Raw genomic sequence first — 24,680 nt, forward strand, 5'->3', positions numbered from 1 at the left:
GGCTACTGCTTCACGAGGCCTTCGATCTCGGACTGCGCGGTCTTCAGCGCGTCCTCGGCGGAGGCCTTGCCCTGCGTCACCTTCGCGACGGCCTGGTCGACCTTGTCGGTGATCTCCGTCAGCTTCGCCGTGGACGGCGAGGACTTGGCGGTGTCCATCTGCTTCCTGAAGACCTGGAGGTCCTTGTCGTCGGCGAGCTTGCCGGAGTCCCACGCCGCGGTGTTCGCGGGGAGGTCCTTGGTGCGCTCGTACCAGTCGGCCTGGCCCTCGGTGTCCGTGAGGTACTTGATGAACTTCGTGGCAGCGGCCTTGTGCTCGCTGTCCTTGGAGACCACCAGGGACGAGCCGCCCGCCATGGACACGGAGGACTTGCCCGCCGGGACGGGGGCGACGGCCCACTTGCCCTTGATCTGCGGCTGGCCCTCGTTCAGCAGGGTGACGTGCCAGGGGCCGCCCAGGAACATGGGGACCCGGCCGTTGCCGAAGTCCTTGACGACGTCGTAGCCCGGCTGCACGGACTTGTTGGAGAGCCCCTTCTCGAAGTACGAGCCGTACTCCTTCAGCGCGCTGACGGCCTCGGGGCTGTCGATGGCGGCCTGGCCCTTGTCGTCGAGGATCTCGCCGCCGGCGGAGTAGAGGAAGGAGGAGAAGTTCTGCACCGTGTCCAGGCCGCTGGGCTGGATGGACAGGCCCCACTTGGTGCCGGCCTTCTCCTGGTAGGCGGTGGCGAGCTCCCGCATCTCCTGCCAGTCGGCGGGCGCCTTGTCGACGCCGGCCTTCTCGGCGAGGTCGGTGCGGTAGTAGAGGACCCGGGTGTCGACGTACCACGGCACGCCGTACGCGGTGCCGTCCACCTCGCCCTGGTTCCAGCCGGCCGGGAAGAAGTCCTTCTTGTCGAACGACTTCGTGTCGACCGGTTCCAGGACACCGAGCTCGGCGAACTCCCCCATGTAGGTGCCGCCCATCTGCGCCACGTCCGGCATGGTGCCTGCCGCGGCCGCGGAGACGAGCTTCTGGTGTGCGACGTCCCAGCCGACCGGGGTCACCTTCACGGTGATGTTGGGGTTGGCCTTCTCGTACACGTCGGCCACCTCCGCGAGCTTCTCGCCCTCGGCCCCCATGGCCCAGACGGTGAGCGTCTGCTCGGAGTCCGCGGCGACGTCGTCGCCACCGGAGCCGCCGCAGGCGGAGATGCCGAGTGTGAGCGCCACGACGACGGCGGCGGAGGCGGTTCTGGCGGTGCGGGACATGGAGGGCTCCTCCTCGAGCAATCCGGATGTATGCGCTGCCTGTAAGCGCATACATCACTCTGCGACAGTGATTCGGCAATCCGCAAGGGGGTGCTGGGTCACACTCGTGCAACGTGCTCGACATCCGGAGGCCCCACGACGGCACCGTAGGCACGCCGTTTGCGCATTAGAAGTGGATGTGACCAATTCCGCTTGTTTCGCGGTCCTGGCCGCTCCTCGCCGGTCCCCGGGCGGCCCGCTACTGTCCCGGCATGGCTCCGTTCGCACACGACTTCCCGTTCGACCCGGCGTACGGGCTGACGTTCGACGAGCTGCTGGACGTACCGGCGCCGCCCCCTCCCGAGGACTTCGAGGCCTTCTGGCGGGCGCGGTACGCCGAGGCCCGAGCCGTCGACACCGCCCCGGAGGTCGGCCCGGTCGAGGAGGAGCGCGACGGGGTCCGCCTGCACGGCGTGACCTTCACCTCCGTCGCCGGGGTTCGCCTCGGCGGCCGGCTCGCGCTGCCCGTGGACGGCCCCGCCGAGCACGGCTTCGTCATCGCCCACGGGTACGGGGGCAGGCAGGCGGCGGGCGCCGACGTACCGCTGCCGCTGCCGCGGTCCGCCGCGATCCTGCCCTGTGTCCGCGGCATGGGTGACCGCGGGCTGGTGCCGGGCATCCCGGACGACGCCGCCGGGCACGTCCTGCACGGCATCGGCTCGCGCGACACCTACGTCATCGGCGACTGCGTGGCCGACCTGTGGTGCGCGGCCTCCGCGCTCCAGGAGTTGCTGCCCCGCCTGTCAGGGCCCCGTCGCCTCGGCTGCCTCGGGGAGAGTTTCGGTGGCGGACTCGGAGCCCTCGCGCTGCCCTGGGACGAGCGTCTCGGGGCCGCGCAGCTCACCGTCCCCACCTTCGGGAACCACCCGCTGCGGCTGACCCTGCCCTGCGCCGGCAGCGGTGAGTCCGTACGGGCGCACCACCGCGGGCACCCGGAGGCCGCCGAGGTGCTGCGGTACTTCGACGCCGCGACGGCCGCCGCGCTGGTGGAGGTCCCGGTGTTCGTCGCCGCCGCGCTGTTCGACCCCTCGGTGCCGCCGCCCGGGCAGTTCGCCGTGTACAACGCGCTGCGAGGCCCCCGGGAACTGCTGGTGCTGCGTGCCGGGCACTTCGCCTACCGGGGGATCGTGGCGGACACCGCCGAGCTCGTGGCTCGCCGCACGCGCTTCTTCGAGGCGCGGCTCGGGGCGTGAGCCGGGCGGTACGCGCGCCCGGGTCAGCAGCCGCAGCTCGCCCGGCGGGCCAGGGAGACGGGCAGCTCCAGCGACACCGGGGCCCGGCCCGGCTCGGCCAGGCGTTGCACCAGCAACTCCACCGCCTGCTCGCCCAGTTGCCGGATTGGCTGCCGTACGGTCGTCAGCGACGGGCGCACGATGCGGCTCAGCGGGATTCCGTCGAAGCCGGTCACCGCGATGTCCGCGGGCACCCGTACCCCGCGCCGCTCCAGCGCCCGCAGCGCGCCCACCGCCATCTGGTCGTTGGCGAAGAGCACCGCCTCCGGACGCTCGGTGCCCCGGTCCAGCAGCGCCTCGGCCGCCCGTGCGCCCTCGGCGCGCGTCATCATCCCGGTCCGCAGGTCCGGTGCGTCCGGAGCCGGCAGTCCGGCGTCGCGGCACGCGTCCCGGAAGCCCTGGAACCGCGCCTCCGCGTCCGGGGACCCCGGCTCGCCCCCGACGAAGGCGAGCCGGCGCAGCCCGTGGTCCTCGATCAGATGGCGGGCCAGCTCGCGTTCCCCGGCGGCGTTGGCGACGACGATGTGGTCGAGGTGGTCGATCTCGCGGGGGCCCGCGAGCATCACCACCGGCAGCCGGCGCGATATGACCTCGAGGTCCTCGGTCGGCACGGTCTGCGCCAGCACGGCGAAGCCGTCCACCCGTCCCGCCACCTTCGCGACGAGGCTCTCCGGCCCGCCCTGCAGCGAGGCGGCGATCAGCAGGGCGTACCCGTGGCGCCGGGCCGCCCGCTCCATCCCGCGGATGATCTGGTCGGAGTACAGCATCGCCGCGTCGTCGGCGCCGCTGTCGGTCTCCGCGTCGGCCTCGGCCTCCGCGTCGGCGTAGTCCGGGAAGCACAGGCCCAGCACCCCTGTGGTGCGGCTGGCCAGTCCCCGGGCGTTCCCGCTGGGTACGTAGCCCAGTTCGCGGGCCGCCTCCAGGACGCGCTCGCGGGTCTGCGCGCGCACGGAGTCGGGATTGCGGTAGACCCGGGAGACCGTGGCGATCGAGACGCCCGACCGCTCGGCTACGTCGTACACCGTGGGGGCGCTCACTCGACCGACCGTCCGCTTCTTCCTCCGTACGCACCACCCGCCGCTGCGGGGGCAGCTCTCTCCTGAAAGCGCATTCACCCTAGATCGCGCGCCCGGGAGCGGGCAACAGCGGCCAGTTCTCCGCGCGCCGCGCGCCCGTGGCGCCGTGGCTCCGCCGAACCGTGGACCACGGATAGGCAGGTTACCTTGCAAGATGCCCTGTCCATCTTTACGGTGGACGTATGCCCACGAGCCCCGACGCCCCCAAGCCGCCCCTCGCCGCCGACCCCGGTGCCGAGGCCGTGGCCACGGAACTCGCGGCGGTGGTCGGCAGGCTGCTCAGGCGGCTGCGCAGCTCGTCGGCCGACAGCCTGCTCACCCCCTCCCAGCGGTCGGTCCTGGCCCGCCTCCAGGACGACGGCCCGGCCACCACCGCGGCCCTGGCCCGCGCCGAGCTCGTACGGCCCCAGTCGATGCGGCTGACCCTCGCCGCACTCGAGAGCCAGGAGTTCGTCACCCGTGCCCCGGACCCCGCCGACGGCCGCAAGTCGGTCGTCTCCGTGACCGGGCGGGGGAGCACCACCCTCGCCGAGGTGCGGGCCGCCAAGCGGAGCTGGCTGGCGGACGCGATCGCCGGTGGACTGGACGGCGCGGAGCGGCGCAAGCTCGCCGAGGCGGTCGAGCTCATCGGCCGCCTGGTCGACGAATGAGCCCGTACGGCCCGGACACGGCCCCCGGCGCCACCGCGACCGGACCGGGGCAGGACGTGCGGCGCCTGGCACCCCCCGACGCCGGGTTCAGCGCCCGCCTCACCGCGCCGCTGCTGATGGGCTCCCTGCTCAACCCGCTCAACACCACCATGATCTCCACCGCCCTGGTTGCCATCGGGCACTCCTTCGGCATCGGGGCCGCGGACACCGCGTGGCTGATCTCCGTCCTCTACCTCGCCAGCGCCGTGGCGCAGCCGGTCCTCGGCAAGCTCGCCGACACCCTCGGCCCGCGCCGGGTCTTCCTGGCCGGTCTCGTGGTCGTGGTCGCGTCGGGCGTGGTCGGTGCCCTCGCCCCGGACTTCGGCACGCTGATCGTCTCCCGGCTGCTGCTCGGGGTCGGCACCTCGGCGGCCTATCCCGCAGCCATGGCCGTCCTGCGCGACGAGTCGCTCCGGCTGGGCCGCCCCACCCCGCGCCCCGTCTTCGCCCGGCTCTCCTTCGCGGCCCTCGGCAGCGCGGCGGTCGGGCCCGCGCTCGGCGGACTGCTGGTGACGGTCGTCGGGTGGCGCGGCATCTTCGCGGTCAACGTGCCCCTGGCGCTGCTCGCCCTCGGCGCCGCCCTGCTCTGGGTCCCGGCCGACCCGCCGCGCGCGCGGGCCGGCGACGGGAGCGCACCGAAGCTCTCGCTGGACCCGCTGGGCACGGGCCTGTTCACCGCCGCGCTGACGGTGCTGGTCTTCCTCCTGCTCGACCTCGCCCACCCGCGGTGGTGGCTGCTCGCCCCCTTCGCCGTACTGACCGCCGTGTTCGTCCGCCGGCAGCTGCGCACCCCGCAGCCGTTCATAGACGTCCGGATGCTCGCGGGCAACGGCGCCCTGCTGCGCACCTACGTCCGTCACGGGCTGAGCTACCTGCTCATCTACTGCGTCATGTACGGCTACACCCAGTGGCTGGAGGAGGTCCGCGGCTTCTCCTCCGGGCACACCGGGCTGCTCATGCTGCCGATGTCCGTGACCGCGCTCGTCTGCTCGCTGCTCGCCGCCCGCACCAAAGGTCTGCGGGCCCCGCTGACGATCGCCTGCCTCCTGCTCACGGTCGGTGCGGCGGTCCTGCTCCTCCTCTCCGGCGACACCCCGCTCGCCGTCCTGCTGCTCGCCGGTGCGTGCTTCGGCGCCCCGCAGGGCCTCATCGGCACGAGCAACCAGGCGGCGGTCCAGGCCCACGCGCCGCCCGAGAGCATCGGGGCCGCCGCCGGACTCCAGCGGACCGCGCAGTACATCGGCGCCATCACGGCGTCGAGCCTGATCGCCCTCGCCTACGCCGACGCGGCGACGGACGCCGGGCTGCACCTCATGGCGGGCGTGGCCGTCGTCCTGGCGGTCCTGCTGACGGTCCTGACCCTGACCGACCGTGCCCTGCGCACCCGTACCTGACCGGGGCCGGGGCCGAACCGGCCTCCACCTACCGCGCCCCGCACGCAAGTGACAACACCATCGCAAGGAGTACGCACATGACCGCCACCGTCCTCGACCCCCTCACCGCCCTCGTCGTCGTCGATCTGCAGAAGGGCATCGTCGGCCTCCCGACGGTCCACCCCGCCGAAGGCGTCGTCGCCCGCTCCGCGACCCTCGCCGAGGCCTTCCGCGCCAAGGGCCTTCCGGTCTTCCTGGTCCGTGTGACCGGCGGCGCCCCCGGCCGCACCGAGGGGCCGGGCCGCTCCGGGGAACCGGCCGCCGACTGGGCGGACCTGGTGCCGGGGCTCGGCCGGCAGGAGGGCGACATCGTCGTCACCAAGCAGCAGTGGGGCGCCTTCCACGGCACCGCGCTCGATCTGGAACTGCGCCGCCGCGGCGTCACCCAGGTCGTGCTCACCGGTGTGGCCACCAGCATCGGCGTCGAGTCCACCGCCCGTGCCGCGCACGAGCACGGCTACCACGTCACCGTCGCCGTGGACGCGGTCACCGACATGGACGCCGACGCCCACCTCAACAGCGTCGAGAGGATCTTCCCGAGGCTCGGCGAGACGGGCACCACCGACGAGATCGTCGAGCTGCTGGGTTGAGCCGCCGGCCGGGCCGGACCGGGGCCGCACGGGTGACTTCCGCGGCCCCACCGGCCGTGTCCGCGCCTCCTCGCGCGTGCAGGTGCGTTCAGTGGATCAGCGAACCAGTCTGATCAACTGCAAATGCCACCAGAACGCATCATCCGGTCCATTCCGGTTACGGGGTGGGCCGGGCCGGCCCCGGAGGTATCAGCCATGGCCCACGTCGGCGTCCCGCGCGGGACGGCCCGAAAGCGCCGCTCGGTCGCGCTCCTGGCGACAGGTGTGCTCACGATCCCGGTGCTGGCGGGCTGCACCTCGGACAGCGAGAGCCCTTCCAAGGTGGCCGCCCCGCAGGACATCGCCCCCGCCGCCCGGGACAGGGTGACCGAGGGATCCACCCTGAACTGGGCGATCGACGCGGTGCCCGCCACCCTGAACGCCTACCAGGCCGACGCCGACGGTGCGACCACGCGGATCACCGGCGCCCTGCTGCCCTCCCTCTTCCCGATGGACGCGAGCGGGGAGCCCCGGCTCAACCCCGACTTCCTGGAGTCGGCGAAGGTCATCGAGCAGGAGCCCAAGCAGGTCGTCCTGTACAAGCTCAACCAGCAGGCGGTGTGGAGCGACGGCCGCGAGATCGGCGCACCCGACTTCGTCGCCCAGTGGCGCGCGCTGAGCGGCAAGGACTCCGCGTTCTGGACCGCGCGCAACGCGGGGTACGAGCGGATCGAGAAGATCGAGCGCGGCAAGGACGACCTGCAGGTCCGGGTCACGTTCTCCAAGCCGTACGGGGACTGGCGCTCGCTCTTCTCGCCGCTGTACCCGAAGGAGGTCACCGGGACTCCCGCCACCTTCAACGACGGTGCCCGGACCACCCTCAAGAACACCGCGGGACCGTTTCGGCTGCGCAGTGTGAGCAAGGACAAGGGGACGGTCGTCCTCGACCGGAACCCCCGCTGGTGGGGCAACGAGGCCAAGCTCGAATCCCTGGTGTTCCGGGCCGTCGAGCCCAAGGACAGGACCAAGGCGCTGACCCGGGGCACGGTGGACGTCGCCGACATCGACACGGGGACGGCCGACAGCATCGTCCGCGCGGCCCGCTACCGCGGCGGCAACGGTCAGCCGCCCGCCCACGGACCCGGTGCCGACATCACCCCGGCCGCCGCCCTGCGGTCCTGGGCGCTGGCCCACGGCTCGGACGAGGACGCCGCCGAGACGGCGCAGGCCGCCCGCGAGAAGACCCGGCAGGCCGTCGCGGTGTACGCCGCCGAGCAGAAGTCCCTGAAGTCGTTCGCCGTACGCAAGTCCCTGGAGCCCGCCTACACGCAGCTCGCCCTGAACGGCGAGTCCGGGCCCCTCTCCGACGACCGGGTCCGCCGCGCGATCGCCCGCACGCTGGACCGGCAGGAGCTCGCCGACGCCGTGCTGAAGCCGCTCGGCCTGCCGGCCAAGCCGCCCGGCAGCCACCTGGCCCTGGCCGGGCAGCCCGGGTACAAGGACGGCAGCGGCGCGCTCGGCGACCAGGACACCAAGGAGGCGCAGGCGCTGCTGGCCGACGCGGGCTGGACCACGGCGGGGGCCGTCCGCAGGACCGAGGACACCAAGGCGGGCAGCGAGGCGGAGAAGAAGAAGGCCCAGAATTCGGGGAAGCCCGCGGACGCGGACGCGGAGAAGACGGACAAGGAGAAGAAGGCCGAGGAGTCCGCGGACGCCGAGAAGGACGACAAGGCCTCGCGCGACGAGGGCACGTACGTCGTCGGTGACGACAAGCCGGGCGACCGCCCGGCGGGTGACATCGGGATCACCGCGCAGGACAAGCAGCCCGGCGGCGCCGCCGGCGCGTACGCCCCCGCCGGTACCGCGGCACCCGCCCCCGCCTCGGTCAAGGGCCGCCTCGGCAAGGACGGCAAGCCGCTGATGCTGCGCTTCGTCCTTCCGTCGGGTCCCGGGTCGCAGTCGCTGCGCACCGTCGGCGCGAAGATCGTCGAGATGCTCGACTCGATCGGCATCGGCACCCAGATCACCAAGGTCTCCGACGACAGCTACTTCAAGGACCACGTCGCCTCCGGGGACTACGACCTGGCGCTGTACTCCTGGCCCGCCACCGCCTACCCGGCGACCGACGGACGGCCCATCTTCGCCAAGCCGGAGCCCGCCACGGACGGCTCGCTGCTCGTCGAGCAGAACTACACGCGGGTGGGCTCGGACCATATCGACCAGCTGTTCGACCGTGCGGTCTCGGAGCTCGACGCCAAGGCGTCCAGGGATCTGCTCAGGCAGGCCGACGCCCGGATCTGGGCGGCCGCAGGATCGATTCCGCTGTATCAGAGGCCACAGCTGGTCGCCGTCGACAAGAAGCTCGGGAACATCGGTGCCTTCGGCTTCGCCTCGCCTCGCTACGAGGACATCGGCTTCACCGGACGAGAGGCGGCAGGTTCCCCCGCGAACCGTGGGAAGTAGCAGGTCAAGAGTCGTATTCGAAGCCGGGTCGCAGCTCGGTCCACCTGCCCGCCGGGGTCTCCGGCGGGCAGGTCCATGTCCGCCGGGAGCGTGTCCGCCCGCCTTCTCACACCGCTTGCCGTTCCGCCGGACACCGGCTGGATGTTGACGCAACAACGGCTGAATATCGGCTGAAATGTGGCCGGAGTCCCGTCCCGGGGATCGGGCCGGGAAGCCCCGGACCCGTCGGGCCCGTACCATTGGACGAGCCGTGGCGTGCCGCCCGGCGGGCGTACGAGGACTCGAGACCGACTGAGACGCCTGATCCCACGATCCGAGAGAAGCGCAAGCCACCCATGCCCACGCGCCACGACATCCGTAACGTAGCCATCGTCGCCCACGTCGACCACGGCAAGACCACGCTGGTCGACGCCATGCTCAAGCAGGCGGGCGCCTTCGCCGCGCACGCCGCCGAGAACCTCGACGAACGCATGATGGACTCGAACGACCTGGAGCGTGAGAAGGGCATCACGATCCTGGCCAAGAACACGGCCGTCAAGTACCACCCCAAGGATGGCGGCGACGTCATCACCATCAACATCATCGACACCCCCGGCCACGCCGACTTCGGTGGTGAGGTCGAGCGCGGCCTGTCGATGGTGGACGCCGTCGTCCTGCTGGTCGACGCCTCCGAGGGCCCGCTGCCGCAGACCCGCTTCGTGCTCCGCAAGGCGCTGACGGCCAAGCTGCCGGTCATCCTCTGCATCAACAAGACGGACCGTCCGGACTCCCGGATCGCCGAGGTCATCGACGAGACGTACGACCTCTTCCTGGACCTGGACGCCGACGAGGACCAGATCGAGTTCCCGATCGTCTACGCCTGTGCCCGTGACGGCGTCGCCTCGCTGACCAAGCCGGAGGACGGCACCGTCCCGCCGGACAGCGACAGCCTGGAGCCGTTCTTCAGCACGATCCTCTCCGCCGTCCCGGCCCCGGAGTACGACGACGCGGCGCCCCTGCAGGCCCACGTCACCAACCTGGACGCGGACAACTTCCTCGGCCGTATCGCGCTGTGCCGCGTCGAGCAGGGCGAGCTGCGCAAGGGCCAGACCGTGGCGTGGATCAAGCGCGACGGCACCATGTCCAACGTCCGTATCACCGAGCTCCTGATGACCGAGGCGCTCACCCGCAAGCCGGCCGAGAAGGCGGGCCCGGGCGACATCTGCGCGATCGCCGGTATCCCGGACATCATGATCGGCGAGACCCTGGCCGACCCCGAGAACCCGATCGCGCTGCCGCTGATCACGGTGGACGAGCCGGCCATCTCGATGACGATCGGCGCGAACACCTCGCCGCTCGTCGGCAAGGGCGGCAAGGGCCACAAGGTCACGGCCCGCCAGATCAAGGACCGCCTGGACCGGGAGCTGGTCGGTAACGTCTCGCTCCGCGTCCTGGAGACCGAGCGCCCCGACGCCTGGGAGGTCCAGGGCCGTGGTGAGCTTGCCCTGGCCATCCTCATCGAGACCATGCGCCGCGAGGGCTTCGAGCTCACCGTCGGCAAGCCGCAGGTGGTCACCAAGCAGGTCGACGGCAAGACGCACGAGCCGATCGAGCGCATGACGATCGACTCCCCCGAGGAGCACCTCGGTGCCATCACGCAGCTGATGGCGACCCGCAAGGGCCGCATGGAGACGATGACGAACCACGGTTCGGGCTGGGTCCGCATGGAGTGGATCGTGCCCTCCCGCGGCCTCATCGGCTTCCGTACCGAGTTCCTGACCCAGACCCGTGGCACGGGCATCGCGCACTCCCTGTTCGAGGGCCACGAGCCGTGGTTCGGCGACCTGCGCACCCGTCACAACGGCTCGCTGGTGGCGGACCGCGCGGGCGTCGTGACGCCGTTCGCCATGGTCAACCTCCAGGAGCGGGGTGTCATCTTCACGGAGGCCACCACCGAGGTCTACGAGGGCATGATCATCGGTGAGAACTCGCGCTCCGACGACATGGACGTGAACATCACCAAGGAGAAGAAGCTCACCAACATGCGTGCGGCTTCCGCGGACACCACGGAGAACGTGGTGCCCGCCCGCAAGCTGTCCCTGGAGCAGTCGCTGGAGTTCTGCCGCGACGACGAGTGCATCGAGGTGACCCCGGAGACCGTGCGTATCCGGAAGGTCGTCCTGGACCAGAAGCAGCGCGGCCGCACCGCCTCGCGCGCCAAGAACGGCTGATCCGATCGGGACCGACGGCTCCCGCCGGCGAACCGCCTGAACGAGCCATTGACACGAGGCCCGGGCCCCCACGGACACTGTGGGGGCCCGGGCCTTTCGTCAACCCGTTTTCGTGGTCGGCGTGTCCGCATATCGTGCGTCGCTCTCCGGAACATGTGTTAACGGTCCGTTTCGCGGGTGTCTGTCTGGGATCCCTTTGTCCGGATTTCGGGCAACCGTGGCTTACCTATGTTGTCAAACCGAGACCCTTTAAGTGTGGTTTACAGCCCGGTGTTACTTAATAGTTGGCTCCATTGAGCTCGGGTCAATGGGTCGACGCACTATGGGGAGTGCGGACTCACGAGCACACTCGGGGCACTGAAACGATCGCCGTCAGGGGTGTCGGTGGATCTCTCCAGTGCCCCTCTTGTAGTCAAAAGTGGACTCATGAGGAGGAAACCCATGCGTGGTGCCAAGAGCGCCAAGTGGGTCGCGGGAGCGGCAATCATCGCCCTGGCCGCGACGGCTTGTGGCGGGGGCGACAGCGACGACGGCGACAACGCTGCTTCGACGGAGAAGGGCAAGCCCGCGGGCTACGTCTCCATCGACGTCGGTGAGCCGCAGAAGCCGCTGATTCCGGCCGACACCAACGAGTCCCTCGGTAGCTATGTCATCCAGTCGCTGTTCACCCAGCTCCTGGACTTCGACTCCGAGGGCAACATCGTCTACACGAACGCCGAGTCCGTGAAGTCGACGGACAACAAGACGTGGACGGTCAAGCTCAAGGCCGGCTGGAAGTTCCACGACGGCACTCCGGTCACCTCCGAGTCGTACATCAAGGCTTGGAACTGGTACGCCAACGTCAAGAACGCCCAGCAGAACGCGTTCTGGTTCGAGGACATCAAGGGCTACGCGGACGTCCACCCCGAGAAGGGTGACCCGAAGGGCACGGAGATGTCCGGTCTGAAGGCGGTCGACGACACCACCTTCACGATCGAGCTCAACAACCCGGTGCCGTACTACGAGTACAAGCTCGGCTACAGCACCTTCGCCCCGCTGCCCGAGGTGTTCTACAAGGACACCAAGGCGTTCGGTCAGGCTCCGGTCGGCAACGGTCCCTACGTCTTCGAGAAGTGGGACCACAAGAAGCTCATCCGCGTCAAGGCCAACCCTGACTACCAGGGTCCGAACAAGGCCAAGAACAAGGGTGTCCTCTTCAAGAACTACGCGACCGTCGAGGCCGCGTACCAGGACCTCCTGTCCGGCAACCTGGACATGATCCGCCAGGTCGGCCCGAAGGACCTGCCGAAGTACAAGACGGACCTCGGCGACCGTGCGATCGACCAGCCGTACGCGGCGATCCAGTCGCTCGTCCCGACCTTCTACTCGAAGACCTTCAAGGACATCGACCCGAAGGTCCTCCAGGGTCTGTCGATGGGCATCGACCGCGACACGATCACCAAGACGGTGCTCAACGGCACCCGCAAGCCCGCCACCAGCTTCACGCCTCCGGGCGTCGCCGGTAACCAGGACCTGGGCACCGACGTGTTCAAGTTCGACCCGGCGAAGGCGAAGCAGCTCGTCAAGGACGGCGGCGGCGTTCCGGAGAACAAGATCTGGATCCAGTACAACGCCGACGGTGGCCACAAGGAGTGGGTGACCGCGGTCTGCGAGTCCATCCGCAACTCGACCGGGGTCGACTGCCTCCCGGACGCCAAGCCGGACTTCCAGACCGACCTGGAGGCGCGTGACAACGACCAGGTCAAGGCGATGTACCGCGGTGGCTGGGTGGCCGACTACCCGCTGAACGTCAACTTCATGCGGGAGCTGTACGGCACCACCGCCGAGGCCAACAACGGCCGGTTCTCCGACAAGGAGGTCGACGCGGCCTTCAAGAAGGGCGACAACGCGGCGACCCTGGACGACTCCATCAAGGCGTACCAGGATGCCGAGAAGCTCGTCCTCGAGAAGATGCCGGCGATCCCGCTCTGGGAGTACAAGACCAACGGTGGCTACTCGAAGGCTGTCGACAACGTGACGATCGACTTCCACGGTGACTACAACATCACCGAAGTGACGGTCGCCAAGTAGTAACGCCTGAGGGCCCCCACTCGGCCATCAGCCGCCCACACAGGCAGTAGGTCCCGGGGGCCGCTCTCCGTATCCGGAGGGCGGCCCCTGGGCTGCATTACCCCTAATCGGAGGCAAACATGGGGCGTTATGTCGCGCGGCGACTGCTCCAGATGATCCCGGTCTTCCTCGGGTCCACCTTGCTGGTCTTCTCCATGATGTACGCGCTGCCCGGTGATCCCGTGCGCGCACTCGCCGGCGAGCAGGCAGTCGACCCCACGCAGATCGCGGAAATGAAGAAGGAGCTCGGGCTCGACCTGCCGCTCTGGCACCAGTACTGGAACTACCTTGTGAACTTGTTCCAGGGTGACTTCGGTACGCAGATCGCAAGTGGCCGGCCGGTCGCCGACATCATCTCGGAATCATTCCCGATCACGGTCCGGCTGGCTCTGTTTGCCTTCGTCTTCACGGTCGTCGTCGGTATCTCCATGGGCGTCTTCGCCGGGCTGAAGGCCGACACGCTCCGCGACCGCGGACTGCTCGTCCTGACGCTCCTGCTGATCTCGGTCCCCTCGTTCGTACTCGGCTTCCTCTGCCAGTACTTCTTCGCATTCCAGCTCGGCTGGGTCCAACCCAACGTGAGCCTCGAAGCGAGTGCGGACGAGCTGATCCTGCCCGCTGTCGTACTCGGGTCCTTGTCACTCGCCTACGTCGCGCGGCTGACCCGCACCTCGGTCGCCGAGAACCTGCGCTCCGACTACATGCGCACCGCTGTGGCCAAGGGCCTGCCGCGCCGCCGCATCATCGGCGTCCACCTGATGCGCAACTCGATGATCCCCGTGGTCACCTTCCTCGGCACCGACCTCGGTGCCCTGCTCGGAGGCGCGGTCATCACCGAGGGCATCTTCAACATCAAGGGTGTCGGCTCCGCCGTCTTCGGCGCGCTTCGGCAACGCGAGGGCGCCACCGTCGTCGGCATCGTGACGCTGATCGTCATCGTCTATCTCGTCGCCAGCCTGGTCGTCGACCTGCTCTACGCGGTCCTGGACCCGAGGATCCGTTATGCCTGAGACACTCAAGGAAGCCACCCCGGACACGCCCGGCGCCGTGGTCGCACCCGTTGTCGCCGCTCCGGTCGGCAAGCCCCGCAGTCTGTGGTCGGACGCCTGGCACGACCTGCGGCGCAGTCCGCTGTTCGTCGTCTCGGCGATCCTGATCGTGTTCTTGCTGGTGATGGCGGTCTTCCCCGGTCTGTTCACCGGTGCCGACCCGCGCTACGCGGACCTGGCCCACCACTACCTGCAGAAGCCCAAGTGGGGGAACTTCTTCCAGGAGGACTGGTTCGGGTACGACATCCAGGGGCGCTCGATCTACGCGCGTGTCGTCTACGGCGCCCGTGCCTCGATCACCGTCGCCGTGGTCGTCACCGTCCTCGTGACGGTCCTGGGCACCGTGGTCGGCATGCTCGCCGGCTACTTCGGCGGCTGGATCGACACGATCCTGTCCCGGGTCACCGACATCTTCTTCGGGGTCCCGTTCATCCTCGGCGCGATGGTCGTCCTGACCTCGTTCGAGGAGCGCAAGATCTGGGTCGTCATCCTGGCGCTGGCCTTCCTCGGCTGGACCCAGATAGCCCGTGTCGCGCGCGGTTCCGTACTGACGATCAAGCAGGCGGACTACGTGATGGCGGCCAAGGCGCTCGGCGCCTCGACCAGCCGCATCCTGCTCCGGCACATCCTGCCCAACGCGATCGCCCCGGTGATCGTCGTCTCGACCATCGCGCTCGGCGGCTACATCTCGGCCGAGGCCACCCTGTCCTTCCTGGGCATCGGCCTCGCCGAACCGACCGTGTCGTGGGGTGTGGACATCTCCTCCGGCCAGGAGCAGCTGCGTAACGCCGCGTTCGTGCTGATCATCCCGTCGGTCATGGTGTCGATCACCGTTCTGGCGTTCATCATGCTCGGCGATGCGGTACGCAACGCCCTCGATCCCAAGCTGCGCTGAGGGAGGCGTACATGACCATCATCGACAAGACGGCGGATGTTCCTGCTCCGCGTGGTTCGAACGACGAGAGCGGCCCGCTGCTCGAAGTCCGCGACCTGCACGTGGAGTTCCACACCCGCGACGGCGTCGCCAAGGCCGTCAACGGAGTCAACTACAGCGTCAGCGCCGGCGAGACCCTCGCCGTGCTCGGCGAGTCGGGATCCGGCAAGTCCGTGACCGCTCAGGCGATCATGGGCATCCTGGACATGCCTCCGGGGCGTATCCCGCAGGGTGAGATCCTCTTCCGCGGCCAGGACATGCTCAAGATGTCCAACGAGGAGCGCCGGCAGATCCGCGGCCAGAAGATCGCCATGATCTTCCAGGACGCGCTCTCCTCGCTGAACCCGGTGCTCTCCGTGGGCTACCAGCTCGGCGAGATGTTCCGGGTGCACCAGGGCCTCTCCAAGAAGGACGCCAAGGCCAAGTCCATCGCGCTGATGGACCGCGTGCGCATCCCGGCGGCGAAGGAGCGGGTCAACGACTATCCGCACCAGTTCTCCGGCGGTATGCGCCAGCGCATCATGATCGCTATGGCGCTGGCCCTGGAGCCCGACCTGATCATCGCGGACGAGCCCACCACGGCGCTCGACGTGACCGTGCAGGCCCAGGTCATGGACCTGCTGGCGGAGCTCCAGCGCGACTTCAACATGGGGCTGATCCTCATCACGCACGACCTCGGCGTGGTGGCCGACGTCGCGGACAAGATCGCCGTGATGTACGCGGGCCGGATCGTCGAGACCGCACCGGTCCACGAGATCTACAAGCGCCCCGCGCACCCGTACACCAAGGGCCTGCTCCAGTCGATCCCGCGCCTGGACCAGAAGGGCCAGGAGCTCTACGCGATCAAGGGCCTGCCGCCCAACCTCCTGCACGTGCCGTCCGGCTGCGCCTTCAACCCGCGCTGCGCGATGGCGCAGGACATCTGCCGTACGGAGATCCCGGCCCTGCGCCCGGTGACCGAGCAGGACGGCACCGATCTGGTCGGCCGCGGCAGTGCGTGCCACTTCTGGAAGGAGACGATCCATGGCTGAGCTCAAGAAGGAGTCCGTGGACGCCACCCCGAACGTCACCGAGGTGGCCACGCTCAACGCGGTCACCGAGACCGAGGCGGTGGCCGCCCTCGACGCCCCGGCGTCGCAGGGGGAGCCGATCCTCCAGGTGCGCAACCTGGTCAAGCACTTCCCGCTGACCCAGGGAATCCTGTTCAAGAAGCAGGTGGGCGCGGTCAAGGCCGTGGACGGAATCTCGTTCGACCTCTACCAGGGCGAGACGCTCGGCATCGTGGGGGAGTCCGGCTGTGGCAAGTCCACGGTCGCCAAACTCCTGATGACCCTGGAGCGGGCCACCGCCGGTGAGGTCTTCTACAAGGGCCAGGACATCACCAAGCTGTCCGGCCGTGCGCTGAAGGCCGTGCGCCGCAACATCCAGATGGTGTTCCAGGACCCGTACACCTCTCTGAACCCGCGCATGACGGTCGGCGACATCATCGGGGAGACCTTCGAGATCCACCCGGAGGTGGCCCCGAAGGGTGACCGGCGCCGCAGGGTGCAGGACCTCCTGGACGTCGTCGGTCTGAACCCGGAGTACATCAACCGGTACCCGCACCAGTTCTCCGGCGGTCAGCGCCAGCGCATCGGGATCGCCCGCGGCCTCGCGCTCAACCCGGAGATCATCATCTGCGACGAGCCGGTCTCCGCGCTCGACGTGTCGGTGCAGGCGCAGGTCATCAACCTGATGGAGAAGCTCCAGGACGAGTTCAACCTCTCCTACCTCTTCATCGCGCACGACCTGTCGATCGTCCGGCACATCTCCGACCGGGTCGGCGTCATGTACCTCGGCAAGATGGCCGAGATCGGTACGGACACGCAGATCTACGAGCACCCGACGCACCCCTACACCCAGGCGCTGCTGTCGGCGGTACCGGTTCCGGACCCCGACGCGCGTGAGGGCCGTGACCGGATCATCCTCGCCGGAGACGTCCCGTCGCCGGCGAACCCGCCGTCGGGCTGCCGTTTCCGTACGCGGTGCTGGAAGGCGCAGGACAAGTGCGCCACCGAGGTGCCGCTGCTGGCGATCCCCGAGCGCTTCAAGGCCTCGGAGACGCCCGCGGCGCACGAGTCGGCCTGCCACTTCGCCGAGGAGAAGGCCGTTCTGGTCGGCTAGCCCGGTCCAGGCGGCGTAGTCCGCCGCTCCGCACGCACGAGGACGCCCGGCCCCCGCGAGGGGCCGGGCGTCCTCGCGTTCCGGGGGGCCACGTACGGCGGACATGAACATGCGACGGAGTGTCATATGGGGTGGTATGAGGCATTGAGCTACTCAAGGGACACATAGAGGGACACCTAGGAGGCACTCCATGCGCGGAGCCACACGAGCCAGGTGGGCCGCATGTGCCGTGGCCGTCGGTCTGACGGCCACGGCCTGCGGCGGCGGGGACAGCGGTGGAGGCGGTGGCGGCGCCGACGGGATCGTGAGCTCCTCCTGGGGGGACCCGCAGAACCCGCTGGAGCCGGCGAACACCAACGAGGTCCAGGGCGGCAAGGTCCTCGACATGGTCTTCCGGGGACTCGTGCGGTACGACCCCAAGACCGGCGAGGCGAAGAACGAGATCGCCGAGAAGATCGACTCGACCGACTCGCAGAACTTCACGATCACGATCAAGGACAACTGGACCTTCAGCAACGGCGAGAAGGTCACCGCGCAGTCGTTCGTGGACGCCTGGAACTACGGCGCGGCCCTGAAGAACAACCAGAAGAACGCGTACTTCTTCCAGTACATCGACGGCTACGACGAGGTCCACCCCGAGTCGGGCTCGGCCACCGGGGACAAGCTCTCCGGCCTCAAGGTCGTCAACCCCACGACGTTCACCGCCAAGCTGTCCCAGAAGTTCTCCCTCTGGCCCGACACCCTCGGTTACGCGGCCTTCGCGCCGCTGCCCAAGGCCTTCTACTCGGACCACGACGCCTGGCTGTCCAAGCCGATCGGGAACGGGCCGTACACCATCGACCAGTACGCCAAGGGCTCGTCGATGAACCTGCGCAGGTGGGACGACTACCCGGGCGCGGACAAGGCGCAGAACGGCGGGATCGACCTCAAGGTCTACACCGACAACAACACCGCCTACACCGACCTGACGGCGGGCAACCTCGACCTGGTGGACGACGTACCCGCCTCGCAGCTCAAGAACGTCCAGTCCGACCTGGGCGACCGGTACATCAACACACCGGCCGGCATCATCCAGACCCTCGCCTTCCCCTTCTACGACAAGGCGTGGGACACCGCGGACGCGGTCAAGGTCCGCCAGGGCCTGTCGATGGCGATCAACCGCGCTCAGATCACCGACCAGATCTTCCGGAAGACCCGCACCCCCGCCTCCGACTGGACCTCACCGGTCCTCGGAGCCGAGGGCGGCTTCAAGAAGGGGCTCTGCGGCTCCCCCTGCGAGTACGACAAGACGCAGGCCAAGAAGCTGATCGAGGAGGGCGGCGGCATCCCCGGCGGCCAGCTCAAGATCTCGTACAACGCCGACACCGGCTCCCACAAGGAGTGGGTCGACGCGGTCTGCAACAGCATCAACAACGTCATGGGGAACAACAAGGCGTGCGTCGGCGGGCCCGTCGGCACCTTCGCCGACTTCCGCAGCCAGGTGTCCACCCAGAAGCTCACCGGGGCCTGGCGCGCGGGCTGGCAGATGGACTACCCGCTGATCCAGAACTTCCTCCAGCCGCTCTACTACACCAACGCCTCCTCCAACGACGGCAAGTGGAGCAACGAGGAGTTCGACGGGCTGGTGGACAAGGCCAACGCGGAGACCGACAAGGCCAAGGCCGTCAGCACCTTCCAGGACTCGGAGAAGGTCCTCGCCGAGCAGATGCCCGTCATCCCGCTCTGGTACCAGAACGGCAGCGCCGGCTACTCGGACAGGGTCGAGAACGTCGCGCTGAACGTGTTCAGCGTCCCGGTGTACGACCAGATCAAGGTCAAGTGACCCGCTGAGGCCGGGCGGCCGGTGCCGAACGCGCGCACCGGCCGCCCGGCCTCCCGGCCCCACGCCCGTCCGTTCACCCCGACCCCCGGAGCCCCTCATGGGACGTTATGTGATCCGGCGGCTGCTGCAGATGATCCCGGTCTTCTTCGGCACCACGCTGTTGATCTTCCTCATGGTGAACGTGATGGGTGACCCCATCGCCGGTCTCTGCGGTGACCGTCAGTGCGATCCGGCGACGGCCGCCCAGCTGCGCACCGAGTTCGGACTCGACAAGCCCGTCTGGCAGCAGTACCTGACCTACCTGGGCAACATCTTCACCGGCGACTTCGGCACCGCCTTCAACGGGCAGCCGGTCACCGAGCTGATGGCCACCGCCTTCCCCATCACCATCCGGCTCACCATCGTCGCGATCGTGTTCGAGATCGTCATCGGCATCAGCCTCGGCGTCGTCACCGGACTGCGCCGAGGGCGGCCCGTCGACACCTCGGTGCTGATCCTGACCCTGGTCGTCATCGCCGTGCCGACGTTCGTCACCGGCCTGCTGCTCCAGCTCCTCCTCGGCGTGGAGTGGGGCGTCATCAAGCCGTCCGTCTCCTCCGAGGCGCCGCTCGACGAACTCATCGTGCCCGGTCTCGTCCTGGCCTCCGTCTCGCTGGCCTACGTCACCCGGCTCACCCGTACGTCGATCGCCGAGAACGCCCGCGCCGACTACGTCCGCACCGCCACAGCCAAGGGCCTGCCCCGGCGCCGGGTGGTCGTGCGGCACCTGCTGCGCAACTCCCTCATCCCCGTCGTCACCTTCATCGGCACCGACGTGGGCGCCCTGATGGGCGGGGCGATCGTCACCGAGCGCATCTTCAACATCCACGGAGTCGGCTACCAGCTCTACCAGGGCATCCTGCGCCAGAGCTCCCAGACCGTCGTCGGCTTCGTCACCGTCCTGGTCCTGGTCTTCCTGGCCGCCAACCTGATCGTCGACCTCCTGTACGCCGTACTCGACCCGAGGATCCGCTATGCCTGAGCAGCAGCCGTGGGACGACGCTACGGGGAGCGGAGCGATCTCGGGGGCCGGTGCGGGCGGGGCGATGGACCTCGCCGTGGACGAGGGCACCACGCTGGAGAAGACCCCCGGCGGCCCCGACGGCACGGGGCCCGCCGGCAAACCGCGCAGCCTGTGGTCCGACGCCTGGCGCGACCTGCGCCGCAACCCGGTGTTCATCATCTCCGCGCTGGTCATCCTCTTCCTGGTGGTCATCTCGATCTGGCCGCAGCTGATCACCGACCAGGACCCGCTCGACTGCGACCTGAGCAAGGCCCAGGAGGGCTCCCAGCCGGGCCACCCCTTCGGCTACGACGGCCAGGGCTGCGACGTCTACACCCGCACCGTCTACGGCGCGCGCACCTCGGTCACGGTCGGCGTCTGCTCCACGCTCGGCGTCTCGCTGCTGGGCGGAGTGCTCGGCGGCCTGGCCGGCTTCTACGGAGGCAAGTGGGACGCGATCCTCTCCCGCATCACGGACGTCTTCTTCGGCATCCCGGTGGTGCTCGGCGGACTCGTCTTCCTCTCCGTGGTGACCAGCTCCACCGTATGGCCGGTGATCGGCTTCATCGTGCTGCTCGGGTGGCCCCAGATCGCGCGTATCGCCCGCGGCTCCGTCATCACCGCCAAACAGAACGACTACGTCCAGGCGGCGCGGGCCCTGGGCGCCTCCGACTCGCGGATGATGCTGCGGCACATCACGCCCAACGCCATCGCCCCCGTCATCGTCGTCGCGACCATCGCCCTGGGGACGTTCATCTCGCTGGAGGCGACGCTCTCGTACCTCGGTGTCGGCCTGAAACCGCCCGCCGTCTCCTGGGGCATCGACATCTCCGCCGCGTCGCAGTACGTCCGCAACGCACCGCACATGCTGCTCTGGCCCGCCGGAGCGCTGGCGATCACGGTGCTCGCCTTCATCATGCTCGGCGACGCGGTGCGCGACGCCCTCGACCCCAAGCTGCGCTGAGGAGCCCGCTGCCATGTTGCTCGAAGTGCGCGATCTGCACGTGGAGTTCCACACCCGGGAAGGTGTGGCCAAGGCCGTCAACGGGGTCAACTACTCGGTCGCCGAGGGGGAGACCCTCGCCGTGCTCGGCGAGTCCGGCTCGGGCAAGTCGGTCACCGCTCAGGCGATCATGGGCATCCTCGACATGCCGCCGGGGAGGATCAGCGGGGGCGAGATCCTCTTCAAGGGCCACGACCTGCTCAAGGCCAAGCCGGAGGCGCGCCGCAAGGTCCGTGGCCAGGAGATGGCCATGATCTTCCAGGACGCGCTCTCCTCGCTGAACCCCGTGCTCAGCGTCGGGCAGCAGCTCGGCGAGATGTTCGTCGTGCACCGGGGGATGTCACGTGGGGACGCCAAGGCCAAGGCCGTCGAGCTCATGGACCGGGTGCGCATCCCGGCGGCCCGGGACCGGGTGGGGGACTTCCCGCACCAGTTCTCCGGCGGTATGCGCCAGCGCATCATGATCGCCATGGCGATGGCGCTCGAACCCTCGCTGATCATCGCCGACGAGCCCACCACCGCCCTCGACGTCACCGTGCAGGCCCAGGTCATGGACCTGCTGGCGGAGCTCCAGCGCGAGCTCAACATGGGGCTGATCCTCATCACGCACGACCTCGGCGTGGTCGCCGACGTCGCGGACAAGATCGCCGTGATGTACGCGGGCCGGATCGTCGAGACCTCGCCCGTCCACGAGATCTACAAGGCCCCCGCCCACCCGTACACCAAGGGCCTGCTCCAGTCGATCCCGCGCCTGGACCAGAAGGGCCAGGAGCTCTACGCGATCAAGGGCCTGCCGCCCAACCTCCTGCACATCCCGCCCGGCTGCGCCTTCCACCCGCGCTGCCCGATGGCCCAGGCCGTGTGCCGTACGGACGTGCCCCCGCTCTACACCGTGGACGAGGAACGCCGGAGCGCCTGCCACTTCTGGAAGGAGACGCTCGATGCACGTTGAGGACACGGGCCGCGAGGGCGCCGCAGGGGGCTCCACACTGCTCTCCGAGGCGCGCGGCGCCGACCGCAGGCCGCCGTACGCCGAGGGGGACCCGATCCTGGAGGTGCGCGGCCTGGTCAAGCACTACCCGCTCACCCGGGGCATCCTCTTCAAGAAGCAGATCGGCGCGGTCAAGGCCGTCGACGGCGTGGACTTCGACCTGGCGGCGGGCGAGACGCTCGGCATCGTGGGGGAGTCCGGCTGCGGCAAGTCGACCGTGGCGAAGATGCTGGTGCACCTGGAGCCGCCCACCGGGGGCGTCATCCGCTACAAGGGCGAGGACGTCACCAAGCTGTCCGGCCGTGCGCTGAAGGCCGTGCGCCGCAACATCCAGATGGTGTTCCAGGACCCGTACACCTCGCTGAACCCGCGCATGACGGTCGGCGACATCATCGGCGAACCGTACGAGATCCACCCCGAGGTGGCGCCCAAGGGGAGCCGCCGGCAGAGGGTGCAGGACCTCCTGGACGTCGTCGGTCTGAACCCGGAGTACATCAACCGCTACCCGCACCAGTTCTCCGGCGGACAGCGCCAGCGCATCGGGATCGCCCGCGGCCTCGCGCTCAACCCCGAGATCATCGTGGCGGACGAGCCCGTCTCCGCGCTCGACGTGTCCGTCCAGGCGCAGGTCGTCAACCTGCTGGACCGGCTGCAGGCCGAGTTCGGCCTGAGCTTCCTGTTCATCGCGCACGACCTCTCGATCGTCCGGCACATCTCCGACCGGGTCGGCGTCATGTACCTCGGCCGCATCGTCGAGACCGGCACGGACGAGGAGATCTACGACCACCCCACGCACCCCTACACGCAGGCCCTGCTCTCCGCGGTCCCGGTGCCCGACCCGACGGCCCGCGAGTACCGCGAGCGGATCCTCCTGCACGGTGACGTGCCCTCCCCGGCGAACATCCCGTCGGGCTGCCGCTTCCGCACCCGGTGCTGGAAGGCGCAGGAGCGCTGCGCGCTGGAGGTGCCGCTGCTGGCCGTGCCGGCGGTCTTCCGGGACTCGCGGACACCGGCCCGGCACGACTCGGCCTGCCACTTCGCGGAGGAGAAGCGGGTGGTACCGCCGGAGGGACTGCTGGAGACACCCGAGCCGCAGGACACGGCGCCGGCCCCGCCTTCACCTCCGTCGCCCCCCTCGTCCCCGCGCAAGGACCCAGGGGGCGGTCAGGAGCCGGACGGACCCGCCACCCGGGATGACAAAGAGTGATAAATGAGCCTCATGGTCGTTAACACACAGGCAACTTGACCGTCGCCGCACCGATATACGAACGCCTCACCATGGACAACGTACGGCCGTGCGGGTGCCGTGAACCGGCCGGGGCGTTCATCACGTCGCCCCGGCCGGTTTCCCGTTCCCGCCCCCTCCCCTCCCCACAGGTCCCCTTGTCCATCGGCGTACCTCGGTGGAGTATCGGCGGGGTGATACTCACACGGGGAGCCAGAGTCACCGGAGCCGTGCTCTGCGCCGTCCTCGCGGCTGTCGTCGCGGGCTGGATCGTGCGGGATCTCCGGGCCGTCGGAGACGCCTCCGCACTCCTGCGCTACTGGGCCGGCTACACGGACGGGTGGCCGAAGGAACTGCCGGCCACCCTGCAGGCGGATCCGGTACTGCTCGTCGTCCACGTCCTCGCCCTGATCGCCGCGCTGCGCTCCTCGGTCGCCGCGTCCACGCTGGTCGCCACCGGCCTGGTCACGCTCGTCCTGCGGCTGCCCGGCGTCTGGACCATCGGCTCGTCCTGGATGGACGCGCGGTACGGCGACGAACTGCGGACCCGCGCCCTCGTCGGCACCTTCGTCACCCTCGCCGCGGCCCTCGCGCTCGTCGTCACCGGAGCCGCCGGCCGCAGGCGGCCCGAGGACATGTACGAGCCACGGCCCACCAGGCCCGGCCGCGGGGCCGGGGTCACCGCGTTCCTGGTGCTGGGCACCTCGGGTGCCGTCCTGATCGCCTGGGAGGTGCGCCAACTCTTCACGCTGCCGGACGACTTCTATCCCGACTGGTTCATCGGCGGACGGCACATCCCTGCCGGACTGACCGCCGCCCCGCCCGGCTGGAGCGGGGTGGCACTCGGGGTGGCCTGTCTGGTGGTCGCGTGGACCGGGCTCTTCCGTGCCGTGCACGCCCGTCCGCTCGGCATGACCGTCGCGGGACTCCTGCTGGTCTCGGGCGCCTGCGGAATCGCCCGGGCCGTCCACAACACGTGGCTGGAGCACTTCGGCGAGGTACCGACCGAGGGCAAGCTCATCATGCTCACCTCGTTCCTCCTCGCCTCCGCCGGGGCGACCGCTCTGCTCGTCCTGGCGGGCAAGGGGTCCGAGAGCGCCGACGAGCGGGACCAGGAGTACGGCGGCTACGGCCCTCCCCGGGCCGGGACGCCGGGCTACGGCTATCCGCAGACCGGCGCGCAGGGGTACGGATACCCACAGGGGTACGGACACCCGCAGGGCGGCACACCCGGGTACGGATACCCGCAGACGGGCGCGCAGGGGTACGGATACCCGTCCGGCGGCGGCCCCGGTTCACCGCCGCCGCCCGCGCCCCCGCCGCCGGACTGGTGACGACCGCGGCTGCGGTCGTTCGTCCGGATCAGGCCGGACCGGCGTGC

At 69.4% G+C, this 24,680-nt stretch carries 19 protein-coding genes; 17 read left to right on the forward strand and 2 right to left on the reverse strand.

Features of this window, described 5'->3' with window-relative positions; all coding sequences use genetic code 11:
- Window positions 1–2: 2 nt before the first annotated feature.
- Window positions 3–1,250 (reverse strand): sugar ABC transporter substrate-binding protein, encoded by a 1,248-nt coding sequence (locus AB0I83_RS29150; RefSeq protein ID WP_363306778.1) that lies wholly within the window; start codon window positions 1,248–1,250, stop codon window positions 3–5.
- A 251-nt stretch (window positions 1,251–1,501) separates the two neighbouring features.
- Between AB0I83_RS29150 and AB0I83_RS29155 the strand changes: the two genes are divergently transcribed.
- Complete coding sequence (locus tag AB0I83_RS29155; protein ID WP_363306779.1) at window positions 1,502–2,482, forward strand: acetylxylan esterase; 981 nt, start codon at window positions 1,502–1,504, stop codon at window positions 2,480–2,482.
- 23 nt (window positions 2,483–2,505) lie between these two features.
- Here the strand turns inward: AB0I83_RS29155 and AB0I83_RS29160 are convergent, their stop codons facing one another.
- Entirely contained in the window at window positions 2,506–3,558 is a 1,053-nt protein-coding gene (locus AB0I83_RS29160) for a LacI family DNA-binding transcriptional regulator (protein WP_356535742.1), read from the reverse strand.
- 221 nt (window positions 3,559–3,779) lie between these two features.
- Between AB0I83_RS29160 and AB0I83_RS29165 the strand changes: the two genes are divergently transcribed.
- The 16 genes from AB0I83_RS29165 to AB0I83_RS29240 all read left to right on the forward strand — a co-directional run bounded on the left by AB0I83_RS29165 (window position 3,780) and on the right by AB0I83_RS29240 (window position 24,633).
- Entirely contained in the window at window positions 3,780–4,247 is a 468-nt protein-coding gene (locus AB0I83_RS29165) for a MarR family transcriptional regulator (protein WP_363306780.1), read from the forward strand.
- Complete coding sequence (locus tag AB0I83_RS29170) at window positions 4,244–5,680, forward strand: MFS transporter (protein ID WP_363306781.1); 1,437 nt, start codon at window positions 4,244–4,246, stop codon at window positions 5,678–5,680. Before AB0I83_RS29165 ends, AB0I83_RS29170 begins: the two co-directional genes overlap by 4 nt.
- Before the next feature lie 77 nt (window positions 5,681–5,757).
- The gene (locus tag AB0I83_RS29175; RefSeq protein ID WP_363306782.1) at window positions 5,758–6,309 is read left to right on the forward strand and encodes an isochorismatase family protein; all 552 of its coding nucleotides are present in this window, start codon (window positions 5,758–5,760) and stop codon (window positions 6,307–6,309) included.
- Between the two features lie 195 nt (window positions 6,310–6,504).
- Window positions 6,505–8,751, forward strand: coding sequence for an ABC transporter family substrate-binding protein (locus AB0I83_RS29180; protein WP_363306783.1), 2,247 nt, complete (start codon window positions 6,505–6,507; stop codon window positions 8,749–8,751).
- 335 nt (window positions 8,752–9,086) lie between these two features.
- On the forward strand, window positions 9,087–10,961 hold the full coding sequence (gene typA, locus AB0I83_RS29185) for a translational GTPase TypA (protein WP_356535746.1): 1,875 nt from the start codon (window positions 9,087–9,089) through the stop codon (window positions 10,959–10,961).
- A gap of 441 nt (window positions 10,962–11,402) precedes the next feature.
- On the forward strand, window positions 11,403–13,031 hold the full coding sequence (locus AB0I83_RS29190) for an ABC transporter substrate-binding protein (RefSeq protein WP_363306784.1): 1,629 nt from the start codon (window positions 11,403–11,405) through the stop codon (window positions 13,029–13,031).
- Window positions 13,032–13,150: 119 nt separating this feature from the next.
- Window positions 13,151–14,080 (forward strand): ABC transporter permease, encoded by a 930-nt coding sequence (locus AB0I83_RS29195; RefSeq protein WP_356535748.1) that lies wholly within the window; start codon window positions 13,151–13,153, stop codon window positions 14,078–14,080.
- Window positions 14,073–15,014: an ABC transporter permease gene (locus tag AB0I83_RS29200; protein WP_356535749.1), complete on the forward strand. Its 942-nt coding sequence runs from the start codon at window positions 14,073–14,075 to the stop codon at window positions 15,012–15,014. Before AB0I83_RS29195 ends, AB0I83_RS29200 begins: the two co-directional genes overlap by 8 nt.
- Before the next feature lie 11 nt (window positions 15,015–15,025).
- On the forward strand, window positions 15,026–16,084 hold the full coding sequence (locus AB0I83_RS29205; protein ID WP_356535750.1) for an ABC transporter ATP-binding protein: 1,059 nt from the start codon (window positions 15,026–15,028) through the stop codon (window positions 16,082–16,084).
- The gene (locus AB0I83_RS29210; RefSeq protein WP_356535751.1) at window positions 16,077–17,216 is read left to right on the forward strand and encodes a dipeptide ABC transporter ATP-binding protein; all 1,140 of its coding nucleotides are present in this window, start codon (window positions 16,077–16,079) and stop codon (window positions 17,214–17,216) included. Before AB0I83_RS29205 ends, AB0I83_RS29210 begins: the two co-directional genes overlap by 8 nt.
- Before the next feature lie 190 nt (window positions 17,217–17,406).
- Complete coding sequence (locus AB0I83_RS29215; RefSeq protein WP_363306785.1) at window positions 17,407–19,038, forward strand: ABC transporter substrate-binding protein; 1,632 nt, start codon at window positions 17,407–17,409, stop codon at window positions 19,036–19,038.
- Window positions 19,039–19,135: 97 nt separating this feature from the next.
- Window positions 19,136–20,059 (forward strand): ABC transporter permease, encoded by a 924-nt coding sequence (locus AB0I83_RS29220; RefSeq protein ID WP_356844256.1) that lies wholly within the window; start codon window positions 19,136–19,138, stop codon window positions 20,057–20,059.
- Entirely contained in the window at window positions 20,052–21,044 is a 993-nt protein-coding gene (locus AB0I83_RS29225) for an ABC transporter permease (protein WP_363306786.1), read from the forward strand. The genes AB0I83_RS29220 and AB0I83_RS29225 overlap by 8 nt, the downstream gene beginning before the upstream one ends.
- Window positions 21,045–21,057: 13 nt before the next feature.
- Window positions 21,058–22,035 (forward strand): ABC transporter ATP-binding protein, encoded by a 978-nt coding sequence (locus AB0I83_RS29230; RefSeq protein WP_363306787.1) that lies wholly within the window; start codon window positions 21,058–21,060, stop codon window positions 22,033–22,035.
- Window positions 22,025–23,281 (forward strand): dipeptide ABC transporter ATP-binding protein, encoded by a 1,257-nt coding sequence (locus AB0I83_RS29235; RefSeq protein WP_363306788.1) that lies wholly within the window; start codon window positions 22,025–22,027, stop codon window positions 23,279–23,281. The genes AB0I83_RS29230 and AB0I83_RS29235 overlap by 11 nt, the downstream gene beginning before the upstream one ends.
- A 212-nt stretch (window positions 23,282–23,493) precedes the next feature.
- The gene (locus AB0I83_RS29240) at window positions 23,494–24,633 is read left to right on the forward strand and encodes a hypothetical protein (RefSeq protein WP_363306789.1); all 1,140 of its coding nucleotides are present in this window, start codon (window positions 23,494–23,496) and stop codon (window positions 24,631–24,633) included.
- Window positions 24,634–24,680: the final 47 nt, after the last annotated feature.

The sequence above is a fragment of the Streptomyces sp. NPDC049970 genome, assembly GCF_040660235.1.
GTDB lineage: Bacteria > Actinomycetota > Actinomycetes > Streptomycetales > Streptomycetaceae > Streptomyces.

Coding starts and splice junctions, on each gene's coding strand:
- AB0I83_RS29150 (WP_363306778.1), bottom strand. CDS start 1,250: ATGTCCCGCACCGCCAGAACCGCCTCCGCCGCCGTCGTCGTGGCGCTC.
- AB0I83_RS29155 (WP_363306779.1), top strand. CDS start 1,502: ATGGCTCCGTTCGCACACGACTTCCCGTTCGACCCGGCGTACGGGCTG.
- AB0I83_RS29165 (WP_363306780.1), top strand. CDS start 3,780: ATGCCCACGAGCCCCGACGCCCCCAAGCCGCCCCTCGCCGCCGACCCC.
- AB0I83_RS29170 (WP_363306781.1), top strand. CDS start 4,244: ATGAGCCCGTACGGCCCGGACACGGCCCCCGGCGCCACCGCGACCGGA.
- AB0I83_RS29175 (WP_363306782.1), top strand. CDS start 5,758: ATGACCGCCACCGTCCTCGACCCCCTCACCGCCCTCGTCGTCGTCGAT.
- AB0I83_RS29180 (WP_363306783.1), top strand. CDS start 6,505: ATGGCCCACGTCGGCGTCCCGCGCGGGACGGCCCGAAAGCGCCGCTCG.
- typA (WP_356535746.1), top strand. CDS start 9,087: ATGCCCACGCGCCACGACATCCGTAACGTAGCCATCGTCGCCCACGTC.
- AB0I83_RS29190 (WP_363306784.1), top strand. CDS start 11,403: ATGCGTGGTGCCAAGAGCGCCAAGTGGGTCGCGGGAGCGGCAATCATC.
- AB0I83_RS29195 (WP_356535748.1), top strand. CDS start 13,151: ATGGGGCGTTATGTCGCGCGGCGACTGCTCCAGATGATCCCGGTCTTC.
- AB0I83_RS29200 (WP_356535749.1), top strand. CDS start 14,073: ATGCCTGAGACACTCAAGGAAGCCACCCCGGACACGCCCGGCGCCGTG.
- AB0I83_RS29205 (WP_356535750.1), top strand. CDS start 15,026: ATGACCATCATCGACAAGACGGCGGATGTTCCTGCTCCGCGTGGTTCG.
- AB0I83_RS29210 (WP_356535751.1), top strand. CDS start 16,077: ATGGCTGAGCTCAAGAAGGAGTCCGTGGACGCCACCCCGAACGTCACC.
- AB0I83_RS29215 (WP_363306785.1), top strand. CDS start 17,407: ATGCGCGGAGCCACACGAGCCAGGTGGGCCGCATGTGCCGTGGCCGTC.
- AB0I83_RS29220 (WP_356844256.1), top strand. CDS start 19,136: ATGGGACGTTATGTGATCCGGCGGCTGCTGCAGATGATCCCGGTCTTC.
- AB0I83_RS29225 (WP_363306786.1), top strand. CDS start 20,052: ATGCCTGAGCAGCAGCCGTGGGACGACGCTACGGGGAGCGGAGCGATC.
- AB0I83_RS29230 (WP_363306787.1), top strand. CDS start 21,058: ATGTTGCTCGAAGTGCGCGATCTGCACGTGGAGTTCCACACCCGGGAA.
- AB0I83_RS29235 (WP_363306788.1), top strand. CDS start 22,025: ATGCACGTTGAGGACACGGGCCGCGAGGGCGCCGCAGGGGGCTCCACA.